A 21762-nucleotide genomic window follows, 5' to 3' on the forward strand; every position below is an offset into this window, starting at 1 on the left:
AGATTCGGATCGAACAGCTCGCTCAGGGCAGCTACCTCGACACCGCCCATAACCTGATCCTGGTTGGCGGCACCGGTACCGGCAAGACCCATCTGGCCACCGCTTTGGGTGTCGCTGCCATCCATCAGGGCAAGCGGGTACGCTTCTACAATGCCGTCGATCTGGTCAATCTCTTGGACAAGGAAAAACAACAAGGCAAGGCAGGAAACCTTGCCCGACAACTCACCCTGATTGATGTGGTCATTTTGGATGAACTCGGTTATCTGCCTTTCCCCGAATCCGGTGGTGCATTGCTCTTCCACCTCATCAGCCAGCTCTATGAAAAGACCTCGCTGATCATCACCACCAACTTAAGCTTCGGCGAATGGGTCAACGTATTCGGCAACGCCAAAATGACCACAGCCCTGCTCGATCGCATCACTCACCACTGCGACATCCTCGAGACCGGCAACGATTCCTACCGCTTCAAACAGCGCAAGAAATCAGCCTGATACCCTGGTCAAAATTGGACGCTGTTGGGTGGTCAATTTTCGACGCTGTTTGACACCACAGGTGAGGCACAAGCGGCAAATGGTGACCTACTCGGTGTCGTATTCTGGTTGATGGCCATCTTGTTACCCATCGGCTTGGCACTGCTCATTTTTGCCGTGCCCGAAAAACCCGCCACGCGCCGCCCCGTCAAGTTGAGCGCTGGCTGGCCCTTATTGCGTGACAACCGTCAGCTTCGCGGCACCATGATTGGTTTTTTTCTGAATAATCTGGCCAATGGCATTCCTGCGGCGCTATTTATTCTTTTCATCAATGATCGACTGGCCGCGCCGCAGGCATTAGGTCCATTACTGCTTTTGTATTTCGGCGCGGGCATCGTCGCCCTGCCCTTCTGGACCTGGGTCGCGCACCGATACGGCAAACGTTCGGCTTGGGGTTTTTCAATAACACTCGCGGGATTAAGTTTTCTCGCCGTGCCTTTTTTGCATTCAGGCGATGTCACGGCTTTCGCAGTGGTCTGCTTGATTTCAGGTTTTAGTTTGGGTGCGGATATGGCCTTACCCGCGTCCATTCAGGGTGATTTGGCCGGGGCTGATGCGGACGCCGGCGGTGGAGATCGCGCGGGCTTGTTTTTCGGTTTGTTTGGTCTCGTGACCAAACTGGCGCTGGCTATTGCCGTAGGCTTAGGTTACGGCTTATTGAGCTTGACGGGTTATCAATCGGGCGACAGCCATACCGATGCGCTCGCCTGGGTTTATGGCGGCTTGCCGGTGTTGTTCAAACTGGCCGCAGCACTGATTGTGTTTCGCTATCTTCACGACACGGAATCACTGGTTATTTCTTCCACTAAAATCAAAGAGGTTTCACCATGAAACGATTTGCTTTGCTCGTTCTTCTTGCGTTTTCCATGACGGGGTGTGCCAGCTTGAATCTTGACCAATACACAAACACCGAACCCAAATTCGATCTCGAACAATATTTTGCGGGAGATACCTACGCCTGGGGCATCTTTCAATCACGCGGCGGGGAAATCAAACGCCAATTCAAAGTGCATATCGAAGGGAAAAAAGTCGGCGATGAATTTGTGTTAAGCGAACACTTTAAATACAACGATGGCGAAACGGGCGAGCGGGTATGGCATATCACGCGCGATGGACAGGATCGCTATATTGGCAAAGCCGGAGACATTGTCGGCGTGGCCCAAGGGCACGAAGTGGGCCAGGCACTTAACTGGCACTACACACTCAAACTGCCATACAACGGCAGCACGATTGATGTGAAATTCAACGACTGGATGATTCGCGTTTCCAAAAACGTGATGATCAATCGCGCCTACGTGAGCAAATTCGGTATTCGCGTCGGTGAAGTAACCCTGTTTTTCACCAAATCAGATCCGGATAAATGATATGAGTAGTCACTCAATAGCTATACAACGGCGCACGCGCCTGCTCGTATCCGCACTGCTCCTGTTTTCGCTGGGAGCAAGCACCCCTGTGGTTGCGAGCAATAAATCCATGCCAAAACAAATGCAATTGGGGCAAACGGACCTGACGTTGCTCGGGAAAGGCACGGCAACGTACCTCTGGTTTGATGTGTACGATGCCGCGCTCTATGCCCCTGAAAACATTAAGCCCGCGCAGATTCTTTCACAGGAAACGCCGAGAGTGCTGGTGCTTCAGTATCACCATGCCGTTACCGTGAAAGACATCGAAAAAGCGAGTTGGCAAACGCTGGATAAGCAACTCACGCCCAGCGAACGACAATCGATAAAACCCCAAGTCGATGCATTGCAATCCAGCATGAAAAACGTATCGCCCGGTGATCAGTACACATTGACGTGGCAACCGGTAAGTGCGCAAAAAAAGCCTGAACTGACACTCAAGCTTAATGACAAGATCGTATTCAAAAGCGATAACGCGCGCTTGGCCGCGACCTATTTCGGGATTTGGCTCGGCAAGCCGCCGCTCTCCCAATCCCTCAAACGTTCGCTATTGGGTGGTTGATTATCCGGCGTTGCGCAAGCGCGCATCCAGATGATCGACCGCTTCGGCCCAGTCCGCGTCCATTTCCAATGACTCGCGAATAAAACCGGCCTGCGCTTCTGACCAAAAAGGTGCATCCGCGAGCGCAATGTCCGAAGACAAAGGTGCATGTTGCGCAATGAACGCATCAATCTCGTCCGCTGAACTGGGCAAGCCCAATTGGGCGAATAAATCGGCGAGGGGATGAAATACCGTATCCATAATCACACCTGCTTTGAGGAAAGTTGCGGTTTGATTCTATAACTGTTCGTGCGGATCGGTCGATTTTTGGCGCAATTGATCCCAGAACCGATGCAACACCCGATGCGCGCTCTGCTCGGCTGAACCTTGTAGTTTCTTGAGCATGTTGGTGGCAGGCATTTTACGCACTTCGATGACCGCGCGTTCGGCAAACTGGCGTTCAATCCACTCATCGCTGGTGGTCAATTCATCAACCAAACCAAGCGCCATGGCCTGGGTGCCGAACCAATACTCACCAGTTGCCACCCTCGATAGATCAAGCGAAGGGCGGTATTCGAGCAAGAACGATTTGAACAACTCATGCGTTTCATTGAGTTGCGTTTGAAACTTTTCACGCCCCTCTGGCGTATTTTCACCCAACAAGGTCAAGGTACGTTTGTACTGCCCCGCCGTGAGCAATTCGATATCGACATCGTGGTTCTTGAGCAGACGGTGAATATTGGGTATCTGCGCCACCACGCCGATTGACCCGACAATCGCAAACGGCGCGGCGACGATTCTATGCGCCACAGCCGCCATCATGTAGCCACCACTAGCTGCGACTTTATCAACAGCTATAGTCAAATGCAGACCCGCAGCGCGAAGTCGCGCAAGCTGCGCTGCGGCAAGACCGTACGCCGTAACCAGACCACCGCCACTTTCAAGGCAGACCAGAACTTCATCCACTTCAGGCCGGGCGACAGAGAGAATCGAAGACACCTCCTCACGCAAAGCGCCAACCTGGCTCGCGCGCAAGTCACCGGAGAATCTCAATACGAAGGTGCGCAACTCGTGCTCTAGTCCCTCTTTCTTTAGCTGCTTCCTTTCTTTTTCTCTTTTCTTTTGTTCAGACTTGAACTGTTTGGCAGGCAGGATGTGCTGCTCCAGTTGCTGGCGATTCGACTCGAAGCGCTCCCGGAGATCCGTGACTTTCAGCACGCCCTGACCGCCTTGTTTCTGGCGCTGCCGGAGCGCCGCCAAACCAGCCAGCAGAAACAGTGCTGCGAAAACGAAGGTCAGCGTTTTTGCCAGAAATAGCCCGTAGTCACTCAGAAATTCCATCATTACCCCAATCAATATCAAAGAAGCGCAGTAACCAACGGATCGCACGAGAGGGCCAAGAATACCGTCATCATCTTGCAGGCAGAAGGCCATCGAAGGGAATCACTCGCCCTGACGCAACCCTGTTTGTTCGATAACCATCCGGAAAAAACCGACTACAACTGCCCACCCCCGGCTTTCGAGTATAACGAGGCAGCGCATTTTCGTGCATTAAAGTACAGGGCAACTCGAAAAACCGTAACGGGCTGACGCCAGCTTATTGCGAAGCAGGCGCAAGCCCACGTTCAGTAGGTTTTTCGAGGTACCCTACATCCGCAATGTGTTGAGCCCGCACTAAATATGTAGGCTATTCGATATTTCGGGGTTTATCGTGCAACCCCGGTCTGATCAAATTAGAATGAGATAGTGATTTTATATTTAAGGGTTCTCTAATGTTTGCCAAAAAACTGACTGTTCTTCTCACTGTCATGGTGGTCAGCCTCGGCGTGCTGTTTGCCGCTAGTCTGCAAACAGCCGATGCGAAGCGGATCGGCGGCGGCGCTAACTTTGGCTCGCAAAAGCAAAGTTTCAGCCGTCAAGCGACGACACCAACAAACCCGGCGAGTGCGCCGACTCGCTCCGCCGCACCGGCTGCTGGTGGCGCCAGCCGATGGCTTGGGCCCTTGGCGGGTCTGGCGGCGGGCGGGCTGCTGGCGGCCATGTTTTTCGGCGGCGCGTTTGATGGCCTCAAGCCGATGGATTTCATCATCATTGCCCTGTTTGCTCTCGGCGCGTTCATGCTGATCCGGGCACTGCGCAAATCCAGCCAGTCTGCGGCTTCGCCCTACGCGCGTTCAACAGCTGGCGCAATGCCCGGTCAATCACCGCAACCGTCGAGCATCGGTTCGTTTTCAAACGCCGGCTCAGCACAAGCCACGCTCCCGAATGCGCCAGTCTGGTTCAACGAAGATTCCTTCCTGCAGGGGGCCAAGGAGCATTTCACCAATCTGCAACGTGCCTGGGATGCCAACGATCTTAAAACCATGCAGGAATACTTCACTCCTGAGTTGTTTCTGGAACTGGCGCGCGAGCGTGCCCGTATCGGTGACGAAAACAACGTGACCGAAGTACAGAGCCTGAACGCACAACTATTGGATTTGAGCCGTGAAGGCGACTCGGTTGTGGCATCCGTTCTCTTTCAAGGCATGGTGCGCGAGAATTACGGCCAGCCTGAGCCAATCGCTGAAATCTGGCATGTTCGCCACGCGGCGGACTCAGCTCAGGGTGATTGGTTGATTGTCGGTATTCAGCAATATAATCAATCCATCCACTGATCGCCTTGATAATCAAAAGCCCGGGTCGACCGGGCTTTTTTTGTGATCATGCAAAAGTAAATCAGGCATTCACGACGATTTTCTTCTCAGCTTTTGCACCCGACGAGCAATGAACCATAGTGGCGCCGACAGCGCGTAGGCAGAGGCAATCAGCCACAAGGTAAGCGGAAAGTCCTTCAGCGCGAGCACAAACAGCAGAATCAACAAGGGCACGCTCAAGAACGAAACACGAATCTGCGGACTCACGCTCTTGAAACTGTAGTACGGCATGCTCGACACCATCAACAGTCCGGTAACGACGGTAATAATCCAGACCCAACCGATATTTTCCTGAAATGCAATCCCGTGCTCTTCGAAGAACCAGACCATCCCCATCAGCACAGCTGCAGCAGCGGGTGAAGCCAGACCAACAAAGTACTTCTTGTCGACGGTTTCCACCTGAACATTGAAACGCGCCAAACGAACCGCAGCGGCCGCGACGAACACAAAAGCGCCCAGCATTCCCCAACGGTCATCAATACCGTTCAAGCTCCACTGGAAGACAATCACTGCCGGAGCCAGGCCAAAGGAAATGACATCGGACAGAGAGTCGTACTGCACACCGAAATCCGACTGTGTATTGGTCAGCCTCGCCACGCGGCCGTCCAGGCCATCGAGGATCATGGCTATGAATACGGCCATGGCCGCCTGTTCGAAATCACCTTGAATGGCCCGCAAAATCGCAAAAAAACCGGCGAAAAGAGCGCCCGTGGTAAAGAGATTCGGTAACAGGTAAATGGCCTTGCGACGATGTTTTGGCGCCCCGTCATCCGTCATCTGGCTATCCGGCTCCAAATGCTTATCCGATTCTTGATCCATCATGTGGTCACCTTATTCAGTTGGTTGGGGACATTCTAAACGCAGAATGTGACGATCATGCAGCGAGCAGAATCCCCTCAAATAAAAAACCCAAACGGAAGGCTACTCCCAAGGGTAGGCCTATGTTTGGGTTGGCCCGGTCCCGCAAGGACCGAGGCTAGCTCAGCAAGAAGCAATCAGATCAATTACGATCTTTATCGACGATCTTGTTGGCGGTAATCCACGGCATCATGCTGCGCAGCTTGGCACCGGTTTGTTCGATCGCATGAGCCGCATTCTGTCGACGACGTGCTGTCATGGACGGGTAGTTGGTCGCACCTTCCGAGATAAAGGCCTTCGCGTAGTCACCCGACTGAATACGCGCCAGAGCTTCACGCATGGCCTGACGCGATTCGGCATTGATCACCTGAGGACCGGTCACGTATTCGCCATACTCGGCATTGTTGGAAATCGAATAGTTCATGTTGGCGATACCGCCTTCGTACATGAGATCGACAATCAATTTGAGCTCGTGCAGGCATTCGAAATAGGCCATTTCGGGCGCATAACCGGCTTCGACCAAAGTTTCAAAACCGGCTTTGACCAGCTCGACCGTACCGCCACACAGAACGGCCTGCTCGCCGAACAAGTCAGTTTCGGTCTCGTCTTTGAAGGTGGTTTCGATGATACCCGTACGCCCGCCGCCAATTGCTGAGGCATAGGACAAGGCGGTCGCCTTGGCGGTCCCACTGGCATCCTGTTGCACCGCGATCAGATCGGGAATACCGCCGCCCCGGACGAACTCGGAGCGCACGGTGTGGCCCGGTGCCTTCGGCGCGATCATGATGACATCGAGGTCGGCACGCGGCACAACCTGGTTATACAGGATGGCGAAGCCATGAGCGAAAGCCAATGTAGCGCCTTGCTTGAGATTCGGTTCGATGTCGTTACGATAAATTGCAGACTGATACTCGTCGGGTGTGAGGATCATGATGACATCGGCCGCGGCAACGGCCTCGCCTACAGGAAGAACGGTCAAACCTTCGGCCTGAGCTTTACGTGCCGATGTAGAGCCTGGACGCAGGCCAACCACTACGCTTACGCCAGAATCCTTGAGGTTCAGGGCATGGGCGTGGCCTTGCGAACCATAACCGATGATGGCGACTTTCTTGCCCTGGATCAGCGTCAGGTCACAATCTTTGTCGTAATACACTTGCATGGAAAAAATCTCCAGATAACGAAATAAAGTCGAATAAAAAATCAGATCTGCGAGCGCATCAGGCCTCGGGCACGGACATACCACGCGGACCACGCGCAATTCCGAGCGCGCCGGAGCGTACGATTTCAACCACCGGGATATCACCCAGCGCCGAAAGAAACGCGTCCAGCTTGTGTCCAGGTCCCACCATCTGGATGGTGTAGCTCGTTTCACTGACATCGATAATCTGGCCACGGAAAATTTCGGCCAAACGGTAGACCTCTTCCCGATAGCGCTCGACGGCCTGCACCTTGATCAGCATGAGTTCACGCTCGATATGAGGGGCATCCGCCATGTCCTGAACCTTGATCACATCAATCAACTTGTTGAGCTGCTTGATGATCTGCTCGATGATCTGTTCGTCACCGCGCGTGACCAGGGTCATCCGCGACAAGGTTTCGTCGACGGTGGGTGCAACGCAGAGCGATTCAATGTTGTAACCGCGTGCGGAAAATAAACCGGCGACCCGCGACAGGGCGCCTGCTTCGTTTTCAATCAAAATTGAGATGATGTGCCGCATGTCTTATACCAGAATCATTTCATTCAAACCGGCACCGGCTGGCACCATCGGGTAAACATTCTCGGTCGGGTCGGTCTGGAAATCCATGAAGACCAGCCGATCGCGCATGGCGAACGCCTCGCGCAAGGCACCCTCGACGTCGGATGCCTTTTCGATCCGCATACCCACGTGACCATAAGATTCCGCCAGCTTGACAAAATCCGGCAGGGCTTCCATGTAACTCATGGCGTAACGGCCGGAGTAGAAGAACTCCTGCCACTGACGCACCATGCCAAGGTAACGGTTGTTCAAACTGACGACCTTGATCGGCAGGTGATACTGCAATGCCGTGGACAATTCCTGCGTACACATCTGGATACTGCCTTCGCCCGTCACACAGACGACTTCTTCGTCCGGGAAGGCGAACTTGGCCCCCAGCGCGGCGGGCAGACCAAAACCCATCGTGCCCAAGCCGCCGGAGTTCAACCAGCGGTTCGGCTTGTCGAAACCATAGTATTGGGCAGCCCACATCTGATGCTGGCCCACATCGGAAGCCACGAACGCGTCTCCCTTGGTGATTTCCCAGACTTTCTGCACCACATACTGAGGTTTGATCACCTCGCCATTGGTCTTGTAGTCGAGGCAGCGCATTTCGCGCCACTGCTCGATCTGCGCCCACCAGGCGGCGATGGCTTCTTTCTGCTTGGCACCGCCCGCGTCTTCGATCAAAGGCAGCATTTCTTCCAGTACGGATTTGACCGAACCGACGATTGGCACGTCCACAACAACATTCTTGGAAATGGATGCCGGATCAATATCGATATGCACGATCTTGGCGGTCGGACAGAACTTGGCGAGATTACCCGTCACCCGGTCATCGAAGCGCGCGCCGATGGCAATGAGCACGTCGCAGTGATGCATCCCCATGTTCGCTTCATAAGTGCCGTGCATGCCCAGCATGCCGAGGAACTGCCGGTCACTCGCCGGGTACGCGCCCAAGCCCATCAAGGTATTTGTGATCGGATAATTGAGCAGACGGGCAAACCGGGTCAGCTGCTCTGCGGCACGCCCCAGCACGACGCCGCCACCGGAATAGATCATCGGCCGTTCGGCGTTGACGATCAGGTCTACGGCCTTGCGAATCTGACCGCTATGCCCTTTCACCGTCGGGTGATAAGAACGCAAGGAAACAGATTGGGGATATTCGAATGGAATCAGCACACGGGGGTCGGTGACATCCTTGGGGATATCGACCACGACCGGCCCGGGCCGTCCGGTCGTCGCGATATAGAAGGCTTTTTTCATCGTCTCGGCCAGATCACGGACATCCTTGACCAAGAAGTTGTGTTTGACGCAAGGGCGCGTAATGCCGACGCTATCGACTTCCTGAAACGCATCATTGCCGATGAGACTGGTTGGCACCTGTCCGGTAATCACAACCAGCGGAATCGAATCCATGTGCGCGGTGGCAATACCGGTGACGGCATTGGTCGCACCCGGGCCGGACGTCACCAGAACGACACCCGGTTTGCCCGTAGCACGCGCATAGCCATCGGCCATGTGTACGGCACCCTGTTCATGACGAACCAGGATATGTTGAACCTGCTCCTGCTGGAACAAGGCATCATAAATGTGTAGAACGGCGCCACCGGGATAGCCGAATACAGCCTCTACCCCTTCAGCTTTCAAGCATTCCACCAGGATTTGACCACCGGACAATTCCACGAGCGTTCTCTCTTATTTTTTTAGTGAAAGACAAGGCCTTGCCCGAACAGGTGCCATTAATCAAGGCACCGACTCGACCCAAGGCCTAATGTTTTTGGCGCTCATAAAGCGCCACAGGAAACCTGACAAACATACGTCTGAATTCGCGGTGACAGGGCTAAAATTATCAGCCTAGTCAACCCGCCCTGCGAAAACAAATGAATCCAAGCCGAGTAATATAGCTCTTTATGAGCCAAATTGCATCGCCGAGTTTCCCACTTCTACCGACAACGCGCGGTGCGCCAGCAAGGGCGCATGATTAACGGGCAACCTGTTCGTTAAAAGCCACCAAACCCATTGTCCGAATTAGTCACCAATGCGCCGCCCATCGCCTTTTGCAATACTTTTTTGATTGCATCAGGCGAGCTGCGCAGTTTGAAAAAAGAGGCATCGCTCCCCATCATCGGTAAATCCGGGAAGAAAAGCGCCATGCGGAAGCGTAGGTTCAGCGCCTCTGCTTCCTTGTTGTTCAAAAGCACTTCATAAGGCAGGAAGGCGTAGCGGTGCGGCATTCCGCTATCAATAGCATCGACCAGCGCCACGCCATTGGCGTTGTTGTCCTTAACTCCAGACAGATCCACACCGAACACTTCCTGATCCTTGCCCGGAATCTTTATTTTATAGACCAGGCCGACACCATCCTTTTTCGCCGCCAATCGACTGAGAATCTTCTGCTCCCCTGTAGAAAAACCAGGGTAACCACCCAAATCAACCGGATCATTGAAGGTTTCCATGCCGAAACCATATTGATAATTGGCCAGCTGCTCCACCGTCCGCGGCTTGGCACCAAAGGTTTTCTCCGCGCCCAGAATACTCGCCAATGCTTTGGCGACGGACTCATTATCTGATGCCAAGCGGTAACCGGCCGCCACATACGGCGGGTTCATGTAGGTCACATAGGTTTTACCCTTGTGTTCTTCCAGAGAAATACTCAGCGCAGCACCGTAGCCACCCCGCGGGGTTTGCGAAGCAGTCCTCAACATCGCCGGACTGCTGATCGAAAGCACAATCACATTCTTCACGGGCGAGTAATGTCCAACCACTTCAAACCCGCCCTTAACCAGCTTCGCTTGAATCGTTTTATCCGCGTCAGCCAACGTGGCTGATAGTGTCGAGCCCTCAACAAAAGGCTGCAAGCCAGCAGCCACAGAGACAGAAGGCACAACCAATGAAGACAGGATGACCAAAAACAAAATGCGCACAGACTTCATCATCAAACTACCCCTGAAAATCCTTAAAATTTTTATCAACAAATCTCCCCGAACGCTCAGGAAGCACCCCAACATCATATGTATAGAGACACTGCCGCCTGACGGGCAAACTGATAGAAGCTCATGGCCCCGGCCAGTTCCACTCCAGGGATCAGCACCTTTGGCTGTACACCGATCTCCGCCATGGAGTCAGAACAAGCAATCAACCGAACCCCCTCCTCCTGAGCCATCGATCTCATTTCAGCGAGCGCGGCATCCTGCTCCCCTTGCTGTAAAAACCGGACGCCGGTTTGTGTGAAGAAAATTGCGGCGGGATCTTCCGCTGCAATCGCGGCGAGCGAGAGCGACAACGCCGAACGGACAGCGCCCGGATCGTCGCGGGAAAGAATGATGGCCATCCCTGCCCGAGCAAGGTCATGAGCCATGTCGGGGATGGATTTACTCACGAAGATTTGGCCAAGGTGATTTTGAAGAACTCTGGCGAGCCGGCCTCGCGCTCTACGCCAATCAGCTCATGGCCAGCCTGAGCGCAGTAAGCTTCGAAGTCCGCTGGCGCACCCAAATCGGTCGCCCAAATCTGGACGACTTCACCGGGTGTCGCCGTGGACAGAAGCCGGCGAGCTCGCAGCAATGGCATGGGACAGCGCAGGCCTCGGGCGTCGATCACTTCCACCGATTACTCTGGGGCAACCAAGGGGAGCCCGGAACCGGCCCAATACATCACGCCGCCATCGAGGTTATGCAATCCAGTCAAACCCTGTCCAGCCAGAAAGTGGCATGCCTGGGCCGAACGGGCGCCACTATGGCAATAAATCACAACATCCTTATCGGTTTTGAATTGATCCACATTCATGGGAACAAGGTGCAACGGTATCAATTTGGCCCCCTTGATCACGCCACGCACCGTCTCTGAAGGTCCGCGGACATCAACCAGCAGCACCTCATCAAGGCGGCCCTGCAATTCTTCCGGTGCGATATTCTTGAAACTGGACATTCCGATACTCACTAAAATCAAATGTAAAAAATAGACTTAAGGGCACCTCGAAAAACCTTTCGAGGTGCCCGAGCGTCCCAGGGACGGGACGCCGCCCAATCGCGTAAGCAATTGAAATGGCGTGAGTTCGTCGCGGACTTCGTCAGCTACGCGATGGTTCCCCGCGACGAACGTCCTCGAAAAACCCCATGGAAGGGGTTTTTCGAGGCTCCCTTAAAGACACAAGCGCACACCGGGCAACAACTACAACCGAACCTCACAAGAAGATCAGAACCGCAAGGTCGGACTAACGCAACCACTCGAACATACGCCGCTAAAGGGGTAATAGATACCACAAACTCGCGTCCACCAACATGCAAAATATTTTCACCTGCATACAAATTTCAAATTTCAAGGCCAAGCAGGCAAAAAATCAAAAAAGGGGAGCGCATAGAAAGCCCTAGAAAAACTTCAAGGATGAGGGGCGGTGCTCCCAATAGAGTGGCACGTTGAGACCAAGAGTCGTAATATTGAAAAATAAGGGTGTTTAGTAAAAAAGCGAAAAAAAGTATCACGTTTTCACAAAAATGTAGGAGGAGGAATATGGGCAAACGCTAATATTTAACGGGCTACAGGTTCAGAAAGAAACCATGTCCATATAAAAAATTTTTTATTTGTCTCGTGTCACTTACCCACTACAGTGACAGGGTCAAATGACAAGAAGACCACCAAAACCATCTTGGCGCGTTGCGCGTCTGAAGAGGAGAGGATGATAATGACACCAAAGATTCGAGCATTAACACAAACCGGCTCAGCTGTGATCGTTGCAGCAAGCCTACTCATGGCCGGACAAGCCTTTGCGGCAGACTCTGCCCTGACCAAGAATCAGGAAGAGGGACGAGCTATTGCCTTCACAAAAAGTGAGGGCAATTGCCTGGCTTGTCACAAAATTGCAGACGGCACGCAACCTGGTAACGTCGGCCCCATGTTGATTGCAATGAAGATTCGCTTCCCCAACAAACAGGATTTGTTTGATGTGATTTGGGATCCGCGCAAAAAGTTTGGTCGGGGCGTAATCATGACACCTTTTGGTGACCATAAAGTACTGACCAAGGAACAGATTGAGAAAGTCGTCGACTATCTGTACACCCTTTAAGCGCAGCGAACGCAAATCAACATTTCACGAGGAGCTCGTTAGCATGAAAAAGCTAGTTACAACTTTACTTATTGCCGCCATCGGAACGGGTGCTGGCACGGCAATGGCCGCGGACAACAACGCCCCATCAGCGGCCAATAATTTCAATCCGCTGAACAACCCAAGCAATCCCGCTGAATTCGCTAAAGAATACCGCAACTATTTTTATCAGAATTTCCCGCAAATTCCCCATGACAAATACAACATGGGCGTATATGCCTTTGATAAGGATGCCTACAGTCAGTATCAAGACATGATGCAATTTCCACCCCAGGATGAATACATTGCCAAGGGTAAGAAATTTTGGGAAGACTACCGCCTGCCTAACGGCAAACCACTGTCTTCTTGTGTAGGGGATGCAAAAGGTTTACGCGCCAAGTATCCTTACTTCAATACCAAGGATGGCAAGGTACATGATCTGGAATCGGATTTGATTAATTGCCAACTAAATGCCGGGGTGCCTAAAGATAAGTCACTGGGTTCCAAAGGTGCTTATAAAGACCTCGCCAGTGTTTCTGCTTACCTGTCCAGTATGTCCCAAGGGCTAAAGGTTGATGTAAAAGTTCCCAACGATCCCAAAGCGGTAGCAGCATTCAACAACGGCAAGCACATGTTTTTCCGCAAAACAGGTCAGCTGAATTTCTCTTGCGCCGATTGCCATATGTATCACGCCACGCAAATGACTCGTTCAGAAACGCTGCATCCAGGCATGGGTAACACCACGGGTTTTCCTGTGTTCCGTTATAGCAAGGATAAGATGATCACCTTGAATAATCGACTGTTTGGTTGCATGCGTGACACACGAACCATTCCGTTCAAGCAATACTCGACGAACATGCTTGATTTGGAATACTTCCTGTCCTACATCGACAATGGCCTTGAAATTAACGGCCCTGCCTTACGCAAGTAAGACCACGCGCTGAAAAACAAAGCCAGCATCAATGCTGGCTTTTTTGTTGGCTTTGAATTTAACCCACGAAACAATGTCATCAAACTTAGGCATCAATTGAACATTCACTGACTGAATTATTAATCGGGTCAAATCAAGATCAGCAAACCGACAAACACGCAAGCGATAATGACCAGTGATAAGCCAAAATGATGCAAGATGAACTGCACGATTTCCTCTCGCGTCCGTTCAACCCGTTTCCGCCAATCCAGAAAACGGTGCAATAGGAAAATAGCTGCGATTAAACCAACCACAATCAGCGCGACAGCCAAACCGTACTGGTGCGCCCAATTCAGTATGGGCCGAATATAACTGCCGAAGAAGTACCCCAGAATAATGAACTGGCTAATCCCGATAATCACTGCCGGTGTATTAAAACGAACGAACGTACCGTAGTTGAGTCGAAATATTCCCGCTAATGCAGGCGTAATCCAGGACAGTGGCCCACTCAAACGGGCGATAAAAACGGCAGAAGCACCTCGTTTCTCAAAGAAAGCCACGCCTTTTTCATAGTTTTCTTGGTGAATCATTCGCCCGATCAACGGCCAGTGTTGCAGTCGATCAAACAGTCCATTCCCGTATCGATAGCCCAGCCAGTAACTCAGGTTGTCTCCCAGAATTCCGCCACTGAATAACACGAGCATGACAACCCAGATATCAAGTACGCCAAGCCCCGCCAAGACAGCGCCAGAAAGGAAAAAAACTTCTCCTAAGACAATCAGGGAAAAAGGGATGACAGTTTCAAGCAGCGCGCCCAAAAAAAGAATGATATAGGCAGTTTGTTGATGCTGCTGTAGAAAGGTTACCGCCTGATCGAATGAAGTCAGATCAGCGAATGACATCGTATCCTCGTTTCCGCTTCATCCGCATGGGCATCAGCGCCTCGAACAACCATTTCAGGCTTTGTTTGATATAGCCGTGCGTTTCAAATCGCCGGGTCGATGTCGCTACCTGATCACTGGGGATAAAGAAAAACCGGCCATAGCGACGACACTCACTGATGAATGTCAGATCTTCGGCAAAACTCAATTCCGGATGGAATCCGATCCCGCGTGCAATTGGCGAACGCGCCAACTGTATGGAGTAGGAACTGCGCGTCATTCGATGAATCAAGTCATAGGCTCTGAACCACAACCGAACATACACATGATTTGCGCTCAGGGGTTGTACACGCGTCGTACCCACCGCGAGGCTCTCAGAGCCATGCTGATTGATCCAGTGGTTGAACTGACGCAAGGCTTTCGGTGCCAAATGCGTGTCGGCATCACAAAAAACCACCCAATCAGAATTGACGCTGATGCGCTCCAGGCCAACGTTTTTGGCCTTGGAAACACCCTTCTCGCTTTGCAGGGCACGAATGGTCAGGTTGCCATCAGATAGCGCCGCATAACGTTCGGCAATCGCCCAGGTATCATCGGTTGAACCGTTCTCCACGATGATGATTTCCATCCGATTAGCGGGATATTGTTGCGCCATCAGGCTGTCCAGCGTTTCCGCCAGTACCGCCTCCTCGTTATGTGCCGGCACAATCACCGAGAAAAAGTTCTTGTACAGCGCATCGCTCATTGATGACTGGATACGACGCACCGATTCCTGCGTTCGCCAGGGCGGTTCAAACTGCCGGGTGTTCTCTGTTTCCGCCAAGGCGCTGGCAAGGTCGAATGATTCCGCCTGATCACGATTGTTAAAGTATTTAAGGCTACCGAGGTAATAACCCAAGTATTCCTGCTCCGTTTGATTCGGCGTGGGAATAAGAAGCGCGCGCTTACCATGTTCCACCAGATCCATCACCGTGGTATACCCGGCTCGAGAGATAATGCATTTGGCACGACCGAACAATTCCTGCCGTAGATTCCCCGTCGCCAGCGGATACACTTGAAGATGTTCGGAAAGGGCGTCCTGATACTGTGCCGGATCAGCTTTTGCGTCACCCAGGACAAAGACCTTCTTGCCGGGCAGATTTTGCGCCTGCACAAGCAGATCACGCACAAACGCCCCCTTGTGTTCGTGCAGATAGCCACTGATCACGAACAGGTAATCGATATCCTGCTCACAATCCTGATGCGGATAGGACGACAGAATCCCGACATATTCGCGCTGGGTATTCTGCAAGACGGGCGTATGTGAAAGGTTCCCGGCAAGATTCAGACTCGGGCAGGGAAAATCTGGAATAAAGATACGGTCGAACTGCTTGAGCGCGGCTACATTGAGGTGATCGCTCAACCAGCTGACTTCCTGCAACCCCTTTGGCGGTATGAAAGCAATCTGATGCGACAGTATGAACGAGGGAACCCAGCGGCTGTAGATACCGTAACGACCGTCGCTGAATACGAAATCATAATCACAGGCAATGGATTCAAACCGACGATGTTCTTCGCGAATTCGTCGCCAAGTGGTAAACAGATCGAGGGCAAGATAGGCGTAGAACCGCCAACCGGTCCCGCGTTCCAGCGGCGGATAATCAGACCAGTCCAGCCATTCGACGGCGGGGTGATCGGCCAACTCCAGACGCATGAAGGCCAAGGCATTACCCGTCGAAATAACTGTAACGCGGTACCCCTCGGCCAGAAACGCATGGATCAGAACCAGGCTGCGCGTGGCATGCCCCAGTCCCAGTGAACTCACCGCAAACAGGGCGCTGGGGGATGCCCCCGAATAGCGCTCGGCATGCGAACAACGCCCGGTATTTACGTTCATGATTACTGCTCGTTCAATCGTGGCATCAGCTCAACCATGTTGCATGGCCGGGTACGGAAATCCAACTGAGCATGAATAATTTGATCCCAGGCATCGCGACAGGCGCTGGTCGATCCGGGCAGCACGAACAGGTAGGTACCGTTGGCAACACCCGAAGTGGCGCGGGATTGCAAGGTTGACGTGCCGATTGACTGGAAGGACAACCACCGGAAGAGTTCACCGAAACCCTCGATTTCCTTGTCGAGCAGCGGTATCACTGCTTCTGGCGTGCCGTCGCGCCCGGTCAGTCCGGTACCGCCCGTCGTGATAATGACCTGACACTCCGGGTTGGCAATCCACGCTGACACTACCGCACGAATCGCGTACTTGTCATCACGAACGATCTGCCGGTCGTACAACCGGTGCCCTCCATCAATCACTCTCCCCTGCAATAAATCACCCGAAGGATCATTCGTAAGAGAGCGGGTATCCGATACCGTCAGTACAGCAATATTCAGAGGGACAAATGCACGCGTGTTCATTCACAAGCCTTCATTCATGAGTGGTTTATTCGGGCGGGATGTCATCAGCTGGCAAGCCTTGAGCGCATTTTTTACAGACCAACGACTTCCCGATCATCGACCGCCTTCCGGCTTCGGTTTCAATCCAGGGGCGATTGACCCACGGCGGTTGATGGCGCGTATGTTGATGGTGGCCGCATGCCAATCGGGCGAACCAGTCGCCCAGCTCATCCCGGTGGAACGACACAATAGCAGAACTGAACGTCTGATCTGTGACACGTGCCATGAACGCCGCTTCGTATCGTTAGCGCGCGATCAGTCGCACGGTGAAGCCCAAAGGTCATGCTCGTCAGCAGCCGTGATTTCAACCTCGACGAAGTCGCCAGGACGCACGTCGGTCACGTCCGGCAGGAAGACGACACCATCGATTTCCGGCGCATCACCGGGACCGCGGCCCACAGCTCCGGATTCGTCCACTTCGTCGATCAGAATAGCCATGCGCTGCCCCACCTTGGCGGCCAACTTTGCCACGCTGATTTCGGCCTGTTTTGCCATGAACCGCTCAAGCCGCTCCTGCTTGAGCGACTCCGGCACGGGGTTGGCCAGCTGATTTGCCGTAGCGCCCTCGACAGGCGAATAGGTAAAGGCACCGACTCGATCAAGCTGCGCTTCATCCAGAAAATCGAGCAACTGCTGGAAGTCATCCTCGGTCTCGCCAGGGAAGCCGACGATAAAGGTCGAACGCAAAGTCAGGTCGGGGCAGATATCTCGCCATGTACGGATTCGCGCCAGCACGTTCTCGCTGGATGCCGGGCGCTTCATCGCCTTGAGAATCCGCGGGCTGGCGTGCTGGAACGGGATATCGAGGTAAGGCAGCACCCAGCCCTCGGCCATTAACGGAATGACCTCATCCACATGCGGGTAGGGATAGACATAATGCAATCGAATCCAGGCATCCATCTGCCCCAATTCGGCCGCCAGCTCCTTGAAACGGGTCTTGACCGGTTTGCCGCCGAAGAAATCAAGCTTGTAGCGCGTATCCAGACCATACGCGCTGGTGTCCTGCGAGACGACCAGCAGTTCGCGCACCCCGGCATTCACCAGATTCTGGGCTTCGGTGAGCACCTCACCCACAGGGCGACTCACGAGATCGCCCCGCATGCTCGGAATGATGCAGAAGCTGCAACGATGGTTGCAGCCCTCGGATATTTTCAGATAAGCGTAATGCCGAGGGGTGAGTTTGATACCGACCCTGGATTCGAAATCCGAAACCTCCGTCTGAACGCGAGGTGCCGGCATCAAATCGACGAAGGGATCGTGCCGGGGCGGCAAATGCTGATGAACCGCCCCCATCACTTCGCCGTAAGCCTGTGGACCTGTGATGGCGAGTACGCTCGGATGAGTCTGACGGATCAGCTCACCCTCGTCACGCGCACCCAGACAACCGGTCACGATGACTTTACCGTTCTCGGCCAGCGCTTCGCCGATCGCATCCAGCGATTCTTGCGTGGCCGAGTCGATGAAACCACAGGTATTCACGATAACGAGTTCCGCATCCTGATAATCACTCGATAATGCGTAGCCTTCGGCACGCAGCTGGGTCAGGATTCGCTCGGAATCGACCAATGCCTTGGGGCACCCCAGGCTGACAAAACCCACACGCGGTGAGGATGAACTCATATTATCTGAAACCTAAAAAGTATTATTTGGCCTGAATTTCAGCCTGGGTATCGCCCGATGCAGAGGGAGGAACATATTCTTCCAGGCGGCCATCATCGTATTGCTTGTGAATTTTGAGATTGTTGCGCTCAGCGAATTGAAGTACCGAGTCGAACATCGCGGGGTTCTGAGTTTGCAACTCGGGCTCGATGGCGAGGACTTTCTGCCCATCCAGCGAGGCCGGATGAAGGCGGTTGGAAAATACCAGCCGGTGCAGATCAAACGTAGCATCCCAACTGGCCAAACGATCAATCCAGTCACTCGGACGAAAACGCGCACCCGATTTTGTAACGGATTCGATGAGATAACGGAAATGCATGGGATCGCTCATAATGAATTCTTTTCTTGAGGTAAGAACCGATCAGCAAATACAGTGCCGACGACACGCAGCCACCGTAAAGCGAAATCGCCTTGCATTCTAAATTAATTAATGGACAAAAGCACTTGGACATGCGCGATGCGTCCACTTCATACCCTGAAGAACGCGCCATACGCTCAATCTGATGCCCAACTCCCAACCCAACCGACCGAGCCTGAAGACATGTCGACACCGAACAATTCATCATCATTTCCTGTTGTCATCATCAACACCGGTGGCACTTTCAACAAAATATACCAGCCGTTGACCGGTCTGCTGACCGTCGCGAACGATGAGCGAACCATTGAAGATCTATTGCATTCAGCCGCACCGAATCTTGATCTGCACCTGATCGGTGTGGTTCACAAGGACAGTCTGGATATGACACAGGATGACCGCACTTCAATCTGCGAGACCATCCGCAACCTATCTCCTTCGTTGAATGCGGCACCCATCATCATCATTCATGGCACCGACACGATGCATGAAACCGCCCTTTTTCTCGACAAGGCCGAATTGAATCGAGTCATCATCATGACAGGTGCCATGCGTCCTGCACAGATTGATCCGATTGAAGCCGCTTTGCACCTGGGCATGACGCTCGGATTTGCCGCCGCAACACCACACCCGGGTATCTATATCGCCATGCATGGACGCGTACTACCGTACAATCAGTACCGAAAAAATCGGACTATCGGGATTTTTCAAACGAAATAAACGACAAAAGCCCCGCAAAAGCGGGGCTTTTTAATCACACAAGCATGACCTCAACTTTACGCTGAAGCCATCTGTTTCGGACTCAGCAGTTGGTCAAACCCGGGTTACCCTTCACGCCGATCAAACGCGGTTCGTTGATCTTGACTGGCTTGATGTGCTTCTTGTCGCGCAACCAGGTTTCCACCTGATCCCAGATCATCTTGCCGGTATCGCCCGGAATTTCGCCCGGTTTTTGCACAGACGCCCAACCGGCAACCTTGTACTTTTTCTTAGGATCAATCGGCTTACCACCCAGCATCATGTCGCTGATGCGCTTGCCTTTGACTTCGTTCGGTGCGCAAGCGTAGGTCATACCGCCGATCCGCATCATGTCACCGCCTTGCTGGTAGTACGGATCTTTGTTGAAGATGTTGTCGCAAACATCTTCACAAATACCTTTGATCTGCTCGCCGGTGAATTCATTCACAGTCACATTCGGGTAGGTCAGGCCCACTTCGGTCATCAGGTCGCCGTATTTGATCGGCTCGCCCGGAATAAGCGAAGTACCCCAGCGAACCCCCGGAGAGAAGGAGATTTCGCAATCGTTGGCGTCGATGATGGCTTGGCAGATCAGCTGATCCCAGGAACCGGTGAAGTTACCGCGACGGTACAGCAGACCTTCGTTGGTAGCGACAACTTCATCCAGACGCTTCTTGGCGTTGAAAGTCTTGCCCTGGAAGGTGACGTCCTGGTTGGTCATCTTCTCGATCAGTGCCGCCATTTCCTTGTCGGGTTCGATGAAGTCAGCAAACACTGGCAGCAGGTGGTATTTGAAGTCCTGCAATTTGCCGTTTTTGAAGTCCATGTCGAGTACGCCGAGGAACTTGCTGTTTGAACCGGCGTTGGTCACGATGGTCTTGCCGCCCGGGTTCTTGACGATCGTCGGGTGCGGAACCGCATCGTGCGTATGGCCGCCCATAATGGCGTCGATACCAGAAACCTGTGAAGCCAGCTTCAAGTCAACGTCCATGCCGTTGTGCGACAGCACCACGACGCACTCGGCACCTTCTTTACGCGCCTTGTTGACGACATCCTGCATGTCTTCCGGGTTAATGCCAAACGTCCAGCCCTCCACCATCCAACGCGGGTTGGCGATAGGGGTGTATGGGAAAGCCTGACCGACAATCGCCACCTTGACGCCATTCATCTCACGAATGATATACGGCTTGAACACGCGCTCTTCGAAATCCTCGCTACGGATATTCTGGGCAACAAACGTGAGATTGCCAGCGGCTTCGAGCTGCTTGATGCCTTCCATCATGCGGTCTTTACCGTAAGTCGCTTCCCAATGAGAGGTGAATGCGTCGATACCGAACAGCTTCTGTGCGTCGATCTGGCATTGTGCGTTGGTCCACAGTGCGAGGCCGGAACCTTGCCAGTTGTCACCACCATCGAGAACCAACGCACCTGGACGCTGGGCCTTCATGTGTTTAACGAGGGTCAGCAGATGGGCATAACCGCCGACCTTGCCGTATTTCTTGGCTGCTTCAACATAATTGATGCATGTGAACGCATGAGCCTCGGGGGTGTTGGGCTTGAGCCCGAAATACTTGAGGAACGCTTCGCCTACCAGATGCGGCGGGTTACCCTTCATGGAGCCAATACCCAGGTTGATGCTGGGTTCACGGAAATGGACAGGTTCCAACTGCGCGTGAATGTCGGTGTAATGCAGGATGTGCACGTTACCGAATTTGGGCACTTCGTACATGTTGCCAGAGGCACGGTTCACCTTGACGGTATTCGCCACGGATTGGTTGCCTGTGCCCGCTTGGGCGGTTTCCAGATTGATACCGGCCGCAGATGCTGCTGCGAGCATTTGCAGGAATTCCCGACGAGATAAATTCATTCGTTGATCTCCGTTATTGGATTTTTTAAGTGCGCACGCGCAGTGCAGAACAGGTTTGTCTGAAGCGAACCATTA

The 21762-nt window shown here is 53.1% G+C and carries 25 protein-coding genes; 8 read left to right on the top strand and 17 right to left on the bottom strand.

What is annotated here, in order from left to right:
• From istB to PHD44_RS05445, 4 genes are all read left to right on the top strand, one after another.
• Positions 1-491: IS21-like element helper ATPase IstB (gene istB / locus PHD44_RS05430; RefSeq protein ID WP_300188943.1), on the top strand; the 491-nt coding region annotated here is incomplete at its 5' end.
• A 24-nt stretch (positions 492-515) separates the two neighbouring features.
• The gene (locus PHD44_RS05435; RefSeq protein WP_300188946.1) at positions 516-1361 is read left to right on the top strand and encodes an MFS transporter; all 846 of its coding nucleotides are present in this window, start codon (positions 516-518) and stop codon (positions 1359-1361) included.
• Entirely contained in the window at positions 1358-1894 is a 537-nt protein-coding gene (locus PHD44_RS05440; RefSeq protein WP_300188949.1) for a DUF3833 domain-containing protein, read from the top strand. The genes PHD44_RS05435 and PHD44_RS05440 overlap by 4 nt, the downstream gene beginning before the upstream one ends.
• 1 nt (position 1895) lies before the next feature.
• The gene (locus PHD44_RS05445; protein WP_300188951.1) at positions 1896-2492 is read left to right on the top strand and encodes a chalcone isomerase family protein; all 597 of its coding nucleotides are present in this window, start codon (positions 1896-1898) and stop codon (positions 2490-2492) included.
• On the opposite strand, the gene PHD44_RS05450 is transcribed toward PHD44_RS05445, so the two are convergent.
• The gene (locus PHD44_RS05450) at positions 2493-2732 is read right to left on the bottom strand and encodes a DUF2789 domain-containing protein (RefSeq protein ID WP_300188954.1); all 240 of its coding nucleotides are present in this window, start codon (positions 2730-2732) and stop codon (positions 2493-2495) included.
• A gap of 36 nt (positions 2733-2768) precedes the next feature.
• A complete protein-coding gene (gene sohB / locus PHD44_RS05455) occupies positions 2769-3812 on the bottom strand; it encodes a protease SohB (protein WP_367182008.1) in 1044 nt (347 codons plus the stop codon).
• Positions 3813-4243: 431 nt separating this feature from the next.
• Between sohB and PHD44_RS05460 the strand changes: the two genes are divergently transcribed.
• Entirely contained in the window at positions 4244-5125 is an 882-nt protein-coding gene (locus tag PHD44_RS05460) for a TIM44-like domain-containing protein (protein WP_300188958.1), read from the top strand.
• 69 nt (positions 5126-5194) lie between these two features.
• On the opposite strand, the gene pssA is transcribed toward PHD44_RS05460, so the two are convergent.
• The 8 genes from pssA to PHD44_RS05500 form a co-directional block, all read right to left on the bottom strand.
• Positions 5195-5986 carry a CDP-diacylglycerol--serine O-phosphatidyltransferase gene (pssA, locus tag PHD44_RS05465; RefSeq protein ID WP_300188960.1) on the bottom strand — a complete coding sequence of 264 codons (792 nt, stop codon included), beginning with the start codon at positions 5984-5986 and terminating at the stop codon, positions 5195-5197.
• 178 nt (positions 5987-6164) lie between these two features.
• On the bottom strand, positions 6165-7181 hold the full coding sequence (gene ilvC / locus PHD44_RS05470; protein ID WP_300188963.1) for a ketol-acid reductoisomerase: 1017 nt from the start codon (positions 7179-7181) through the stop codon (positions 6165-6167).
• 58 nt (positions 7182-7239) lie between these two features.
• The gene (gene ilvN / locus PHD44_RS05475; protein ID WP_300188965.1) at positions 7240-7740 is read right to left on the bottom strand and encodes an acetolactate synthase small subunit; all 501 of its coding nucleotides are present in this window, start codon (positions 7738-7740) and stop codon (positions 7240-7242) included.
• A gap of 3 nt (positions 7741-7743) precedes the next feature.
• On the bottom strand, positions 7744-9444 hold the full coding sequence (locus PHD44_RS05480) for an acetolactate synthase 3 large subunit (protein WP_300188966.1): 1701 nt from the start codon (positions 9442-9444) through the stop codon (positions 7744-7746).
• 317 nt (positions 9445-9761) lie between these two features.
• The gene (locus PHD44_RS05485) at positions 9762-10733 is read right to left on the bottom strand and encodes a hypothetical protein (RefSeq protein ID WP_300188969.1); all 972 of its coding nucleotides are present in this window, start codon (positions 10731-10733) and stop codon (positions 9762-9764) included.
• 35 nt (positions 10734-10768) lie between these two features.
• Positions 10769-11140, bottom strand: coding sequence for a DsrE family protein (locus PHD44_RS05490; RefSeq protein ID WP_300188971.1), 372 nt, complete (start codon positions 11138-11140; stop codon positions 10769-10771).
• Positions 11137-11367 carry a sulfurtransferase TusA family protein gene (locus PHD44_RS05495; protein WP_300188973.1) on the bottom strand — a complete coding sequence of 77 codons (231 nt, stop codon included), beginning with the start codon at positions 11365-11367 and terminating at the stop codon, positions 11137-11139. The genes PHD44_RS05490 and PHD44_RS05495 overlap by 4 nt, the downstream gene beginning before the upstream one ends.
• A gap of 3 nt (positions 11368-11370) precedes the next feature.
• Positions 11371-11688 (bottom strand): rhodanese-like domain-containing protein, encoded by a 318-nt coding sequence (locus tag PHD44_RS05500; protein ID WP_300188975.1) that lies wholly within the window; start codon positions 11686-11688, stop codon positions 11371-11373.
• A gap of 754 nt (positions 11689-12442) precedes the next feature.
• Between PHD44_RS05500 and soxX the strand changes: the two genes are divergently transcribed.
• Both soxX and soxA read left to right on the top strand, forming a co-directional pair.
• Complete coding sequence (gene soxX / locus PHD44_RS05505) at positions 12443-12823, top strand: sulfur oxidation c-type cytochrome SoxX (protein WP_300188978.1); 381 nt, start codon at positions 12443-12445, stop codon at positions 12821-12823.
• Between the two features lie 43 nt (positions 12824-12866).
• Positions 12867-13772 carry a sulfur oxidation c-type cytochrome SoxA gene (soxA, locus tag PHD44_RS05510; protein ID WP_300188980.1) on the top strand — a complete coding sequence of 302 codons (906 nt, stop codon included), beginning with the start codon at positions 12867-12869 and terminating at the stop codon, positions 13770-13772.
• Positions 13773-13900: 128 nt separating this feature from the next.
• On the opposite strand, the gene PHD44_RS05515 is transcribed toward soxA, so the two are convergent.
• The 6 genes from PHD44_RS05515 to PHD44_RS05540 are packed head-to-tail and all read right to left on the bottom strand — an operon-like array spanning position 13901 to position 19058.
• Positions 13901-14653, bottom strand: coding sequence for a DedA family protein (locus PHD44_RS05515; protein ID WP_300188983.1), 753 nt, complete (start codon positions 14651-14653; stop codon positions 13901-13903).
• Positions 14640-16508, bottom strand: a complete 1869-nt coding sequence (locus PHD44_RS05520; protein WP_300188985.1) for a glycosyltransferase — start codon at positions 16506-16508, stop codon at positions 14640-14642. The genes PHD44_RS05515 and PHD44_RS05520 overlap by 14 nt, the downstream gene beginning before the upstream one ends.
• Before the next feature lie 2 nt (positions 16509-16510).
• Positions 16511-17029 carry a molybdenum cofactor biosynthesis protein B gene (moaB, locus tag PHD44_RS05525; RefSeq protein ID WP_300188987.1) on the bottom strand — a complete coding sequence of 173 codons (519 nt, stop codon included), beginning with the start codon at positions 17027-17029 and terminating at the stop codon, positions 16511-16513.
• A 25-nt stretch (positions 17030-17054) separates the two neighbouring features.
• Entirely contained in the window at positions 17055-17294 is a 240-nt protein-coding gene (locus tag PHD44_RS05530) for a DUF3565 domain-containing protein (protein WP_300188989.1), read from the bottom strand.
• A 29-nt stretch (positions 17295-17323) separates the two neighbouring features.
• Positions 17324-18688 (bottom strand): 30S ribosomal protein S12 methylthiotransferase RimO, encoded by a 1365-nt coding sequence (gene rimO / locus PHD44_RS05535; protein ID WP_300188991.1) that lies wholly within the window; start codon positions 18686-18688, stop codon positions 17324-17326.
• A 22-nt stretch (positions 18689-18710) separates the two neighbouring features.
• The gene (locus tag PHD44_RS05540) at positions 18711-19058 is read right to left on the bottom strand and encodes a DUF3579 domain-containing protein (protein ID WP_300188994.1); all 348 of its coding nucleotides are present in this window, start codon (positions 19056-19058) and stop codon (positions 18711-18713) included.
• A 126-nt stretch (positions 19059-19184) separates the two neighbouring features.
• Here PHD44_RS05540 and PHD44_RS05545 point away from each other — a divergent pair, with 126 nt between their 5' ends.
• Positions 19185-19802: an asparaginase domain-containing protein gene (locus PHD44_RS05545; RefSeq protein ID WP_300188995.1), complete on the top strand. Its 618-nt coding sequence runs from the start codon at positions 19185-19187 to the stop codon at positions 19800-19802.
• Positions 19803-19884: 82 nt separating this feature from the next.
• Here the strand turns inward: PHD44_RS05545 and soxB are convergent, their stop codons facing one another.
• Complete coding sequence (gene soxB / locus PHD44_RS05550) at positions 19885-21687, bottom strand: thiosulfohydrolase SoxB (RefSeq protein ID WP_300188998.1); 1803 nt, start codon at positions 21685-21687, stop codon at positions 19885-19887.
• Positions 21688-21762 lie beyond the last annotated feature (75 nt).

Source organism: Halothiobacillus sp. (assembly GCF_028710545.1).
Taxonomy (GTDB): Bacteria; Pseudomonadota; Gammaproteobacteria; order Halothiobacillales; family Halothiobacillaceae; genus Halothiobacillus.